General features: G+C 62.3%; 12 protein-coding genes. 3 read left to right on the top strand and 9 right to left on the bottom strand.

The genetic code is table 11. From position 1 onward, the window contains the following. Positions 1-189: 189 nt before the first annotated feature. Positions 190-1434 carry a PGF-CTERM sorting domain-containing protein gene (locus tag RBH22_RS08510; RefSeq protein ID WP_306677220.1) on the bottom strand — a complete coding sequence of 415 codons (1245 nt, stop codon included), beginning with the start codon at positions 1432-1434 and terminating at the stop codon, positions 190-192. A 348-nt stretch (positions 1435-1782) separates the two neighbouring features. On the opposite strand from RBH22_RS08510, the gene RBH22_RS08505 reads away from it, so the two are divergent. Beyond that, a complete protein-coding gene (locus tag RBH22_RS08505) occupies positions 1783-2040 on the top strand; it encodes a hypothetical protein (protein WP_306677219.1) in 258 nt (85 codons plus the stop codon). Positions 2041-2139: 99 nt separating this feature from the next. Beyond that, the gene (locus RBH22_RS08500; protein ID WP_306677218.1) at positions 2140-2913 is read left to right on the top strand and encodes an MOSC N-terminal beta barrel domain-containing protein; all 774 of its coding nucleotides are present in this window, start codon (positions 2140-2142) and stop codon (positions 2911-2913) included. 41 nt (positions 2914-2954) lie between these two features. Here the strand turns inward: RBH22_RS08500 and RBH22_RS08495 are convergent, their stop codons facing one another. The 7 genes from RBH22_RS08495 to RBH22_RS08465 form a co-directional block, all read right to left on the bottom strand. Then, a complete protein-coding gene (locus RBH22_RS08495; RefSeq protein ID WP_306677217.1) occupies positions 2955-3611 on the bottom strand; it encodes a helix-turn-helix domain-containing protein in 657 nt (218 codons plus the stop codon). 176 nt (positions 3612-3787) lie between these two features. After that, entirely contained in the window at positions 3788-6505 is a 2718-nt protein-coding gene (locus RBH22_RS08490; protein WP_306677216.1) for a TRAP transporter fused permease subunit, read from the bottom strand. Further along, entirely contained in the window at positions 6502-6945 is a 444-nt protein-coding gene (locus tag RBH22_RS08485) for a DUF1850 domain-containing protein (RefSeq protein WP_306677233.1), read from the bottom strand. Before RBH22_RS08485 ends, RBH22_RS08490 begins: the two co-directional genes overlap by 4 nt. 174 nt (positions 6946-7119) lie before the next feature. Beyond that, entirely contained in the window at positions 7120-8142 is a 1023-nt protein-coding gene (locus RBH22_RS08480; RefSeq protein WP_306677215.1) for a TAXI family TRAP transporter solute-binding subunit, read from the bottom strand. A 410-nt stretch (positions 8143-8552) separates the two neighbouring features. Beyond that, positions 8553-8675 carry a hypothetical protein gene (locus RBH22_RS08475; RefSeq protein WP_255410174.1) on the bottom strand — a complete coding sequence of 41 codons (123 nt, stop codon included), beginning with the start codon at positions 8673-8675 and terminating at the stop codon, positions 8553-8555. Between the two features lie 97 nt (positions 8676-8772). Beyond that, a complete protein-coding gene (locus RBH22_RS08470) occupies positions 8773-10029 on the bottom strand; it encodes a transposase (protein WP_306677214.1) in 1257 nt (418 codons plus the stop codon). Between the two features lie 200 nt (positions 10030-10229). Then, positions 10230-11591: an NAD-dependent succinate-semialdehyde dehydrogenase gene (locus RBH22_RS08465; protein ID WP_306677232.1), complete on the bottom strand. Its 1362-nt coding sequence runs from the start codon at positions 11589-11591 to the stop codon at positions 10230-10232. A gap of 243 nt (positions 11592-11834) precedes the next feature. Between RBH22_RS08465 and RBH22_RS08460 the strand changes: the two genes are divergently transcribed. Further along, positions 11835-12971: a thiolase family protein gene (locus RBH22_RS08460; RefSeq protein ID WP_306677213.1), complete on the top strand. Its 1137-nt coding sequence runs from the start codon at positions 11835-11837 to the stop codon at positions 12969-12971. A gap of 40 nt (positions 12972-13011) precedes the next feature. On the opposite strand, the gene RBH22_RS08455 is transcribed toward RBH22_RS08460, so the two are convergent. Continuing rightward, positions 13012-13221, bottom strand: a complete 210-nt coding sequence (locus RBH22_RS08455) for a hypothetical protein (protein ID WP_256289971.1) — start codon at positions 13219-13221, stop codon at positions 13012-13014. Positions 13222-13263 lie beyond the last annotated feature (42 nt).

Genomic DNA, 13263 nt, shown 5'->3' with positions numbered 1-13263 from the left:
GGGCGCTGTGATCGGCTCGTTCCGGGCGCGCTTGCACGCCCCAGAACATACCATATTTCGACCGGTAGATGGCCGATGTAACTCGAATATCGGCGGCAGAAGAAGGACCGTGTTGCCCTCGATCGCTCGTTCGAGGTATTCGATCACTGCTCGCGCGCGCTCACTCGTTCGGACTTCTATCCGACAGTCTCAGGATTGGCGCGCGGCGTAGAGTGCTGCCCCGACGAGCGCGGCGAGTGCGACGGTCACACCGAACCCGGGGCTGCTCGTACTGGACGTCGATTCGTCAGTCTGCGCTGCCGTTTGCTCGTCGGTGGTTTCGCTCGCTGTGGTCGTGCTGTCCGTCTCGGTCGCCGTCGCGGTCGTTCCGCTGCTCGTCGTGGTCTCGCTCTCCGTCATCGTGATCTCTCGCTCGGAGAAGTGATTCACGGCGACCAGGACGCTCGCGCTGGCGTCGGCACTCGCCTGCTGGCGAACGAGGAACTTCGAGGTGTCGCCGCCGTCGATCGCGCTCTGGAGCGCACTGTAAGAGGACGCCTGTGCGGCGGCCTCGCCGTCGACAGTCACCTGCACGTCGTTCGTCGCGTCGACGACCTTCTCGGAGACGGACGTGATGACAACCTTCCCCTGGTGCTCGGAGCGCTCGGCGGTCATTCGCACCGTTCCCTCACTTTGCTGGGTCACTTCGACGGTCGTGTTGTCGCCGTACTGCACGACGTCGGCGACGGCTTCACTTCCCGACTCGCTCTGCTGCATCACGTACACCTCGGCGGCCGCCTGGCCGCTGGTGATCAGTTGTTCCTGCTGTTCGTCGTCCTCGGTGCGGCCCTCCGGATACGAGCGGAACGCGAGTTTGCTGTCTCCTTCGAGGCTCGCGGAGACGTTCCCCTGGTCGTTCACCGTGAGTTCGCCGTCACCGACGACGAGGAAGACGCCTTCCGTGCCGTCGTCGGTCGTCACGACGACTTTCTCACTGCTCTGACTCGCGGCCTCGGCGGAACTGGACAGATTGACCGCTACGTACTGGCTGTCGTCGCCGGCACGCACCGTCAACACTCCACGCTCGTTGTCGTGTGCGCGGAGCGTCGCCCCGCTGTCGGTACTCATCGAAGCGCTCGTCTCGCTCTTCGCGTCGAGAGAGACGGCAGCGCCGGCGATGTCGGAGGCGGCACTCAACTCGACATCGGCCGAGAGGCTGCCACTACTTTCTGTCTCACTCTGCGACTGGACTTTCACTGACTGCATCACGGTTTCGCCGTCGACGGCGTAGTCGACGACCGCGTTGCTCGTCGTGTCGAAAGAGACGTTGGTCCCGGCGTACGCCTTCTGGCTCGACGTGGCTGCACCGACAGTCCCGACTGCCGCGGCGGACCCGAGCGCGGACGCCACGAGCAGCACGGCCATCACCGATGCAGTAACTCGATCTGTGAACATTGCGTCCGATCCTAATCGCCCGCTGGGGTATATAAATAGACGATACCGACCCCGATTTTCACTCGTTTAATCCGGATTCAATCCGTCACAGTCCGTTGATTTTCCTGTTCGAGGCGCTGTCGCAGATTCCTATCGGAACAATAGTTATATATGGCTAATTTCGTACAATTATAGCAGGTTCGCAACTGAGTATATCTCCGGTCGCACGCCGTCGTGCGGCCGTGCACGAAGACGTGAAAACACTGCATACTCGCTACTCCGACCGAGGGAGTCGGGAGTTACCAACAGCCTATGGCATTCCAGTCCATACCGCGCATTGCTTATTTTCTTCGGCCTCGAAACGGGCCTATGACTCCGTCTCGTCCCGCGCCCGGGCCGGACGCCGCTCGCGCGTTTCGGCTCGGGATCGCGGCTGGTGCACTCGTCGGCCTCGCGTTTGCGGGGTTGGTATACTGGACAGGCTCGGTGAACATTTTCGCGTTCGGGTACGTCTTAGCGCTGCTCTTTCCGGTGTATCTCGTTCTGGTCGCGATCGCGCTCAGCGTCTGGCTCGGCTACGACAAAGACGAGACGGCACTGCGTCCAGTCTATCGGACTGAACGGTAGTCCTCCTAGCGATCTGACTCGCAATCGGCGGCCTAGGACCGCACACGCAACCGCGGCGAACCGAATACGGTAATGGCGCTGCCGACGCACGCTTCTGCAATGGCACAACTCGAACGGCTCCGGGTGTATCCGGTGAAAAGCCTCGACGGGATCGACGTCGACGCCGCGACGGTTCTCGATGGGGGCACGCTCGAACACGACCGCGAGTTCGCGCTCTTCGATTCGGAGGGCGACGTCGTCAACGCGAAACGAACCGACCGAGTGCACGCGCTCGCGACGGACTTCGACCCGGAGTCGGGGGCGCTCGTCGTCGAGACGCCCGAGGGTGAGACGGAACGCTTCGTTCTCGCGCAGGAACGCGAGCGCGCCGCGGCGTGGTTCGGGGAGTTCCTAGATCTCGATGTCTCGCTCCGGCGAGACGTCTCTCTCGGTTTCGTCGATCGCCGCGAGATGGGGCCGTCAGTCGTCAGCACCGCGACGCTGCGGGAGTTCGCGTCGTGGTTCGACGACATCACCGTCGAGAGCGCGCGTCGCCGTCTCCGGGCGAACGTCGAGGTCTCGGGCGTTCCGGCGTTCTGGGAGGACCGATTCGTCGGTGACGACGCGCCTGCCTTCGAGGTCGGCGACGTTAGGTTCGAAGGCGTCAAACCCTGCGGGCGGTGTGTGGTTCCCGGTCGCGACCCCGACACCGGCGCGTCGACGCCGAACTTCCGCGCGCAATTCATCGAGAAGCGGCGCGAGACGTTCCCCGAGTGGGCCGATCCGGACGCGTTCGAACACTTCTTCACGTCGATGCTCATCGCCCGCGTCCCCGACTCCCATCGGGGGCGCCGACTCAACGTCGGTGACCCGGTATCCGTTCTCGAGGACTGATCCGCCGCGATTCTCGCCGTCGTCAGTGTCGCTCCGCTCGGTCAGTCGCGATCCCGCTCGGCGATCGTCGCGGCGATGAGGTTTCGCATCCCGCGTCGAAGCCGTCCGCTCATCGCCGTCGAGGAGAGGTCCATCTCCTCGGCGACTTCGCTGAGCGAGATGTCCCGCGGTTCGTTGAAGTAGCCCTTCGCGAACGCGAGTTGGAGCGCCGCGCGCTGCTCGTCGGTGAGACCGTACGAGGACTCGCCGCCGGCGTCCTCGTTGCTGTAGATCTCGATGATGTCGAGCGCGATGTCGTTCGCGATCGCGTACTCCCAGATCGTGTTGAGCGCGGCGCGGTCGGGCAAGAGCAGGTGGACCAACCATCCGCCGTCTTTCGTCTCCGTGTGCACTAGAAAGCCGTTCTCCTCGGTCACGATGCTGCTGATGAGGCGCGTCTGTGGCGTGTGTTTGATGTAGTAGATCGCCGTGTCGTTGGTCCGATCGATCAGCTCGAATTCTTCGACCGTGACGTCGGCTTCGAGTGCCGCTTCGAGTTCTTCGGAGTCGTCGTATTCGATGAGAAACGGAAAGTACGTCGACCCTGGATCGGTCGTCCCCTGCGTGATCACACGGATCTTGACGCCGTCGAGTCGCTCCAGCGTCGGAACGAGCGCGAGGTGTTCGTGTTCGATGTGTACCTTTGCTGTTATCGACATTGTTGGTGAGTTCTCCGTTCGCAGCCGTCCCCCGGTTTCGTCGGTGTCGCTTCCCGGTCGCGCCGACCGCTACACCGTGGTTTCCAGCCTCCCAATAGTGTCTATCGGTTCACTCCGAACCGAGTGTATCTTATATTGTCGGTCGTGTGCAAGCGACAATATCGCCCCGCCGACAGTTACGCCGACATCGCTTCTTTCGGCTCCCGGGTCGACGTCGACTCGCGCCGGTTCTTCGCCGCGAGGACGACGAAGATGACGAAGCCGACGGCCCGCATCGACAGGTCGAGCACGAGCGCGTCGACCGACACCGTCACGCCGGCGAACCCGAGCAGGTCGAATACCGCCGCCGACAGCAGTCGCGGTGCCATTAGCAGGAGTGCACTGACCGCAAAGCCGGTCCGTTCGCCGCGGTTGACGTCACCGTAGAGCGTCCCGATGACGGTCGCACCGAGGGCGATGACGCCGAGGAAGACGCCGACCACGGGAATCAGAATCTCCGGAACGGAGTACGACAGTTGTGCGAGGTCGCTGAAGCCGACGACCCGATACTGATCGCGGATCGGCAACTCCGCGGCGTTCGCCTTCTCTCGGAGCAGCACGACCCCGGGTGCGAGCACGAACGCGAAGGGAACGATCGCTTTGTTCAGCGACAGCGAGAACGCCTTCACGCCGGTCTCGAAGGGATCGGACTTGGCGACCCCACTCGCGGCGTAGGCGGCAACTGCGACCGGCGGCGTGATGTCCGCGATGACGCCGAAGTAGAGGATGAACAGGTGCGCGGCGAGCAGCGGGATACCGAACTCAACCAGCGGCGTCGCGAGCATCGAGATCAGGATGATGTACGTGACGGTCGTCGGCATCCCCATCCCGAGGATGATGCTCGCGACGGCGGTCACGAGCAGCATAATCACGATCGACCCGCCGGATAGCGCGAGGAGCAGCGAGGTGAGGTTCGGACCCAGCCCCGAGACGCTGATGACGCCGGGGATGATACCGGCCGCGGCGACTGCGATGACCACCGGAACGGCCGTCCGTGCGCCCTCGTCCATCGACTTCACGACGAACGTCCCGACACGGAACAGTTGATTCTCGCCGAGGTCGCGGCCGGTCTTCTCGCCGACTGACTCCGCACTCTCTTGGACCGTGGGATTGAGATCGAGCAACTTCGACTGCACGTCGGTGTGATACAGCATCGTCAGCGCGCCGGCCAGCATCGCGTACCACCCGATGCGGGGGCCGACGACGGCGAGGGCCGCTTCCGGTGAGAGGGGCGTCCCGCTCGCTCCGGTCAGTAGCCCGGTGACGGCGACGCCGGTCACGATGTGGCTCACGAGCTCGATGCCGAAGATCGCCGCGAGCGACCCGAACAGCGATATCCGCGTCTTCTCACTGTAGGCCGCAATGAACGTTATGAGCGCGACGAGCGCGACGAGGGTGAACCACGCCGACCGCGACACCGAGAGGCGTTCGACGATGAGGTAATACAGGAGGAGGAAGATCGGAACGAGGTAGAACCACCCGAACTTCAGGTGCGAGACCAGCGAGGCGGTTTCTTCGAGGCCACCGATCCCCTCCTGGACGGCTTTCAGATGCACCATCACCCAGACGCCGAAGAAGAAGACAATCGCCGGGATCGTCGCGAGGATGATGATCTCCGCGAACGGCGTCGCGGTGTACTGGACCATCAGGAACGCGGCGGCTCCCATCACGGGCGGGAGAATCTGTCCGCCGGAGGACGCCGAGGACTCGACCGCCCCAGAGAACTCCGGTGAGTACCCCGAGCGCTTCATCAGCGGGATCGTGAACGCGCCGGTCGTGACCGTGTTCGCGATCGAGGAGCCCGAAATCGTGCCCATAAATCCGCTCGCGAGGATGCTCGCCTTCGCCGGGCCGCCTTTCCGCTTGCCCGTGGCGGCGTACGCGAGGTCGATAAACCACTGGCCCGCGCCGCTCATTTCGAGGAACGATCCGAACAGGATGAAGATGTAGATGAAGCTCACCGAGACGGTGACCGGTATCCCGAAGACACCGTTTTCGGTGTTGTACCAGAGGTTCTGGACGATGTCCGGCCACGTGAGCTCCGGGATCGCGAGCAGTCCGATGAACGGCGTGCCGCTGCTGATCAGATAGCCCCACCGCGCGTAGACGATGAACGAGGCGACGATGAGCATCAGCGGGAGTCCGAGCGTTCGGCGGGTGGCTTCGAGCACCAACAGGACGCCGACGACGCCCAGGATCATCGCATAGGAGTACTCGCTGACGAAGGGGACGGCACCGAGAATCGGGTCGAGGAACGTGTAAATCTCAGTGACGGGGCGGCCCGATTCGAGGCCGAAGACGCGCATATCCTGAATCTCGGAGAACTCCGTCAGGAAGTAGAACGCCGAGAGGAACGCCGCGATCATACTGACGACGTCGAACGGCGTCACGCGGCTCCGGTTCGGATCGAGGAACGCCCAGCGGAAGACGCCCCGTACGCCCTCGAAAGCGCGTGAGACTGGGTTCTCCTCACCGAATGACTCGGTGACGCCGTCGACGACGCGCCCGAGGTTCCGAGAGACGAACCCATCGCCCATACTCGCCGGGAACATCAGGAACGTCAGGACGAGCGCGAACGCGACGTGGATCGCGTTCGCCTGCAGGAGCTGGAGTGACACCTGATAGCTGGTGATGGCCGGCATCCCGTTTTCCAGTGCCAGGATCGGGATCTCGAAGGTGAAGCTCTTGGCCGCCAAGATGAGCTGGAACAGCGAAAAGAGGATCCCGATGGCGGCGACGGCGAGGGCGGCAAGTCCTTTCAAGGACCGTCGGCGCTCAATCTCCTCGATGAGCTCCTCGGCTTCTTCTCTGGAAATCTCCCCCTCTTCGCCGCCGTCGACGTTGTTCGTACTCATAGCAATATGTCGGTCATTGTTCGTCGCTCGATGTGGATCCGAACGTCGTTTGCGTTCGTTTCCGCAACCAAGTCATACTGTTGGTCCTCGACGATCAGTGTATGGTTTGCGATCCGTCCGGGCGAGACCGAGAGCGTTTCGAGTTCGGTGATCGGCTCTGGTGGGTCGTACACGAGCGTTCCGTTCACGTTCGTGACGTTGACCCGTGCCGGAAGCCCCCATCCGTATGACTCGAACTCCATCCGCGTGTTCACGAGCGTCTGTCCCTCTACGCGGTACTCGTCGTACACGCGTGACTTCTCGACGCTGTGCATATATTCGAGACCGACCGTGCTCCCGTTCTCGACGGGCTGTTCGATATAGTGCTCGCCCGTGTCGAGGTCCTCGACGACGAGTACCGTCCCTGTCGGCACGACTGCAGCGACGCCCGCGAGGATCACCCCAAGCGCGATCGCGACGGCTATCAGTGCCGGAACGGTCCGTTCGCTTGCGAGTGTGCGTACGTTCACCGCTGGAAACGAATGTGCTAGACGCCTTTACGGCTACGAAAGACGTTTCGACGCCCCGAAAGTCGGCGGCGCGAGACTGATACAGACCCGACGGTCAGTCGTCGATTACTCGCCGAAGTACGCCGCTGCGCCTTCGTGGAGTTCGATCGACATTCCGTCCTGAGCGCTGTCGGCGGTGATGAAGTCCGTCTTGATCGTCAGCTCGTCGAGGTTGTCGAAGATGGCCGCCGTGACGTTCTCGACGGCCTCGGCGGAGACGCCGGAGTTCGTCGCGATCATCGCCTGCACGGCGACGGTCTCGACGGGGTCGGAGACGCCGCTGTAAGTTCCGCCCGGGATCGTGTCGTCGGCGAACCACGAGGCAGCGTCCTTGACGGCTGCACGGTTGTCGCCCTCGATCGAGACGATGTTGACGTCGTTGGTCGTCGCGAGGTCCTCGATGGCGCCGACCGGCCAGCCACCGACGACGAAGGCGGCGTCGATGTCGCCGTTCGCGAGCTGTTCGGACGCCTGCGAGAAGCCGGCGTTCTGCTCGTTGTAGTCGGTGATACCGACCGCTTCGAGGATCTGGTTCGCGTTGACCTGCGTGCCGGATCCGAGGTCACCGGTGTTGATCGTCGCGCCGCTGAGGTCGCTGAGTGTCTCGATGCCGGTCGACTCCAGCGTGACGATGGTGATCGTCTCGGGGTACAGCGTCGCGACGCCCTGGAGGTTCTCGATCGCGTTGCCCTCGAACGTCTCGATGCCCGTCCCGTTCTTCGCGAAGTACGCGATGTCGTTCTGGATCAGCGCGAAGTCGGCGGAGCCGTCCGAGAGGCTGCCGACGTTCTCGACGCTTGCACCCGTCGACTGGACGTTCAGCGTGTAGTCCGTGTTCGCTTCGACGATCGTCTTGAACTCGTTCGAGAGCGGGTAGTACGTGCCGCCGGTCCCGCCCGCGTGCCAGCTCAGACGCGTGCTCGTGTCGCCGCCGCTGTCTCCGCCGTCTTCGGTTGCGGTGCCGCCGTCGCCCTCGGTCTCGGTGTCGCCGCCGTCGCCGCCACCGTTACCGCTGCAGCCAGCGAGGGCTGCGACGCCTGCGATACCGGCCGCTTCGAGGAATCTCCGTCGAGTCTCTTTGGATGACATACCGTCTCACAATAGCACTCTATGGTTTATATCTCTAATCATTTCACATCGAAAAGTGAAACATACCCAATTTACACCCCTCTGACCGCTTCGTCTAATGGTTTCAGACTCGATACGGCTGTCACGCACCAGATCCGTTACACAAATTGACCGGCCGTATCTCCAGGTCGATATCCCGGCAACGGTAAAAGAACCCTGAAAATGCCGCTTTAGTATATAAAAGAGCGACGCTGATTGTCCCGACACCACCGTGTCCGCTGTTATACGCCTGGAGAATACGTCAGATATGAGTGAATTGTTCTTCGTCGCATCTTCTCGGATCCGAGTAGCGGCCGAATCGACGTCCCGTCCCGCTTCTGTCGCTGACCGTGGGACAAAAAATGAGATCGCCGCACACCAGATCCTCGGGCTCACCCGACGACCGGACGTGGGTCGTCGCCGCTCCCGAGGATGTCTTCGACGATGTCGTCGATGTCTGGGGCGCGGCGCTCACGCCGTGGTTCGTCGGACGGGTAGTGCGGTACCAGGGGCATCGTTTCACCCCACTTACGGTACGTCTCGTATCGGGTAAAAATATCGGGCTCGTGAACTCTACGACCGGAACGATAGCGGCGTGTCAACTACCCCGCCCTACTCGCGCTGACGCGCTCGTTGAGGACGGGGCTTGTCCGTGAACTCGGCCTCGAACCCTTCCGGGTGGGCGGTGAATCCGTCGCTCGGCGTCACTGTTCCAGACTTCAGGCCAAGTTGACTGTTGCCCGTCCGTCGAGACGACTGTTGGCCTCGACGGACATACCGCATCCCGATGTTCTTCGCCGCGTTGTAGTCCGCGTTCGCTTCCGCCTCGCACTTCACGCACCGGAAGTCGTTTCGAGTCGGGCGGTTCTCATCCGCCGTGAACCCACACTCGGCGCACCGCTGAGACGTGTACGCCGAACCGACTTGTGTCACCGAGATACCCTTTGCCTCGGCTTTGTACGCTACTTGCTCGTACAACGTTCGGAACGCCCATTTGTGCCCCCACGACGCACCCGTTCGGTCGCGGATGTCCGTCAAGTCCTCGAACGCAATTATGTCACAGTCGTATCGAAGTGCTTCGTCTACGATGGCGTTCGACGCCCGGTGTAGCACATCCCGGACGTATCGAAGTTCACGACCACTCGACTGTTCGAGCGTTCGGTGGGCGCTTCGCGTCCCGGTCTGTTGGAGTCCGGCACGCACCTTCTCGAATTCACGGAGGTCGTGAGCTAGCTCTCGCCCGCTGAAGAAGTACGCCGTACTGGTGACGGCGAGGTTTTCGATCCCGAGGTCAACCCCGAGGACCGTTCCGTCCTCGGCAGTGTTCCGCTCGGTGTCGTTCTTCGATCGGCGGAAGCCGATATGCAAAAAGTACTCGCCGTCACGGGCGGTGAGCGTACTTTCTGTGACGCTCCATTCGTCGGAGTCGAGGTACTGCCGTTGGTAGCCATCATCGGCGTCGGGCAGCGCAAGGTCACACCGGACGCGACTCTCCGTGGTGGAGAGCGACACCGTATCGTCGTCGAACAGCGTCATAGTCCGCGTATCGTACTTCACTGTGGGTGCGGTGAAGGTAGGCTTGCTCACCCTCTTGCCTTTGGAGCGGCGTTCGAGACAACCGGTGATGGCTTGGGCGGCTTGGTGGGTGGCGAGAATCGCGTGCTGACTGCCGAGGTCGGTGTGTTTGCGCACGTCGTCGTAGGCGAGGGGCTGGACGTCGCTTTTGGCGTTGCACGTGCCCCACGCCATATCCGTGGCGAGTTGGCAGCCACGCTTCCACTCGGAGATGGTTTCTTCAAGGAGGGCGCGTTGCTCGTCCGTAACTTCGAGACGAGTGATTGCCGTCCGACGCACGTAGTCGTCTGCCACAATTTCAATGTAGTAAGATGACTACTTATAATTAGGCGGTTGTGATTTATACGAACGCGCTCCTCCCCTCCCTACTCACTCGCTCCGCTCGTTCTTGGAGGAAGGGGACTCCGCGCTACCGCCTCAGTTGAACGTTTTCACGCATCCAACCGCGCGCACTCGTGCGATCGGTTGCAAACGCTACTATCTCTCGGGACGCTTCACTCGACCCAGATCGTCTTTCGGTTGACGAACTCCTGCATTCCGATCTCCGATAGCTCGCGACCGTATCCCGAGTCCTCGATGCCGCCGAACGGCACCCGCGGATCGGATTTCACGAGTTGGTTTACGTACACGCAACCGGCCTCGATCTCGCTGGCAAGCGCCGTACCCCGGTCGCGGTCGGCCGTCCACACGCTGGCACCGAGTCCGAATCGCGTCCGGTTGGCGACCGCGACGGCTTCGTCCTCGCTCTGGACGCGCTCTACCGTGGCGACCGGACCGAACAGCTCCTCGGTGCTGGCGGGACAGCCGCGAGGCACGTCGGTGAGGACGGTCGGTGGATAGTATGCGCCGTCGCGATCGAGCGGTTCACCCCCGACGAGAACTTCCGCACCGGCCTCGACACTCGCGGTGACTTGCTCGTGCAGTTCTTCGAGGAAGTGCGGTGCCGATTGCGGGCCGATATCCGTCTGTTCGTCCATCGGGTCACCGACCGTTAGCTCGTCTATCGCGTCTATGAGTTCGTCCGTGAACTCGTCGTACACGGCGTCGTGGACGACGAACCGCTTGGCTGCGATGCACGATTGCCCGCCATTTTGATTTCGCGCCCACGCGCCGCGCTCCGCCGCCCGCTCGATGTCGGCGTCGTTGAGGACGATAAACGGGTCGCTGCCGCCGAGTTCGAGCACGGTCTTCTTGAGGTGTTCACCCGCAGTCGACGCGACCGCGCGGCCTGCGGGGCCACTGCCCGTCAGCGTCGCCGCCTTCACTCTGTCGTCGCTGATCATCTCGTTGACCAGGTCGCTGGGTGCCAACACGGACTGGAAGACGCCTTCCGGATACCCCGCTCGCTCGAAGACGTCTTCGATCGCGAGGGCACACCCCGGGACCGACGACGCGTGCTTGAGCACGCCGACGTTTCCGGCCGTGATGTACGGTGCCGCGTAGCGGAACACCTGCCAAAACGGGTAGTTCCAGGGCATAACTGCGAGGATCGTCCCGAGGGGTTCGTACGACGTCTTCGCCGTCGTTCCGGGGGGACTCGGGAAGTGTTCGTCCGCCAGATACGTCCCCGCGTGTTCAGCGTAGTGGTCGCAGACCCAGGCGCACTTTTCGACCTCCGCGATGGCCTGCGAGATGGGCTTTCCCATCTCGACGGTCATCTGCTCGGCGTACGTTCGCTTTCGCTCTCGCAGCACGTCTGCGACGTCCGCGAGCAATCGCTCGCGCTTCCGCAGCGGTTGGTTCGACCACGACTCGAACACGTCGGAGGCGCGGTCTAAGACCGCTTCAACCTCGTCTTCGTCCGCATATTCGTACGAATTCACCTGTTCGCCCGTCGCGGGATTAACTGATTCCAATCTTCCCATATCTAATTGGATTCCAGTTCACTCTGACTCATTCTATTAATATAAATCTGATTAATATCAGAATAATCAAACCACGTTCAGAAAAAACGTGGAAAACAAAACTGGGGCCAATACGACATTCAGTGTCGCCGCCGTGTGTATCATCCGGTTCTCTCGAATAGATCCCTCGGATCGGATCTAAAATAAAACAGAATCCAAAATATAATACTCTGATCGAACAACAGCCAATCCGTTATGGAAGACACGACACCCGTCGTCGTCGAAGCCGTTCGGACGCCGCAAGGCCGCCGAGACGGGGCATTCGCGGAGACGCGTAGTGAGGACCTCTCACTGCCCCTCGTCGAGACGATTCTCCAACGGACGGGGCTCGGAGAGGCCCACGTCGACGACCTCCTGTGGGGCGTCGCTCAGCAGCGCGACGTACAGGGGAACAACTTGGCACGCGTTATCACGTTGCTCGCCGGGTTGGAGTCCGTCCCCGGAGCGACGATCAACCGCTGGTGTGCGTCCTCCGCGGCCGCCGTCGCCAGAGCGGCCGACGCCATCGCGAACGGGCAGCGCCGCTGTCTCCTCGTCGGCGGCGTCGAGAACATGAGCCAGGTCGGCATCGAGGGCAACGTCGACAACGTCCATCCAGGGTTAGCCGACCGGTACGACCTCGATGCGCTCACGATGGGGACGACCGCGGAGAAAGTCGCCGAGCGGTTCGACGTGTCTCGTGACGCCCAGGACAGGTACGCTCTCCGCAGCCACGAGCGGGCCGCCGAAGCCACCGAAACCGGGCGCTTCGAGGACGAGATCGTTCCCGTCGAGACCGACGACGGCGTCGTTACGACCGACGAATGTATTCGGCCGGACACGTCTCTGGACGCGCTCTCCGAACTCCCAACTGTGTTCAAAGACGACGGAACCGTTACGCCGGGGAACGCCTCTCAGATCAGCGACGGCGCGGCCGCGATGTTGCTAACGAGCCGTGACTTCGCTGCGGAACACGGCCTCGACGTGCTGGCCGAAGTGGGCGATCACTCGGTCGCCGGCGTCGATCCGACGATTATGGGCGTCGGTCCGATCTACGCGGTCCGAAAACTCACCGAACGGACCGAACGCTCCGTCTCGGCGTACGATCTCGTCGAACTCAACGAGGCGTTCGCCTCCCAGACGATCCACTGTCGGCGCGAACTCGGGATCGACGAGGAGATATTCAACGTCAACGGCGGCGCGATCGCCCTCGGACATCCGCTCGGGGCTACCGGAGCGCGCCTTCCGGTGACGCTCATTCACGAAATGCGTCGCCGGGGTGCATCTCGTGGCCTCGCGACCGAATGTGTCGGCCACGGTCAGGGGATGGCTATCGAGTTCACCGTCGACTAGCGGGTACTGGAGGCCGTTTCACCACGTCGGCGCTCCGTTCTCACTGATCACGTCGGCGCTCTTCCAACTCGCGTGCGCGCTCGCTAACCTTCGAGAGTTCGCGCACCACTTCGTCGTCTCGTCCTCCGTGTCCGACGCGAACGGACAGATCCAGTGGCGACGGGACGAACCGACTGTCGCTGTCGGTTTCGCGCTCCTCGTCCGTGTTCCCAACGAGTGCGAGGAACACGTCCCATAGACTGCGGAGCATATTCGTTACGACACGCTGCTCGATGATAAGTACACAGGCCCC

Origin of the sequence: Halobellus sp. H-GB7 (genome assembly GCF_030848585.1) — an archaeon.
Taxonomy (GTDB): Archaea; Halobacteriota; Halobacteria; order Halobacteriales; family Haloferacaceae; genus Haloquadratum; species Haloquadratum inordinatus.
The sequence above is the reverse complement of the archived record's forward strand: the minus strand, read 5'-3'. Positions and strand labels throughout refer to the sequence as shown.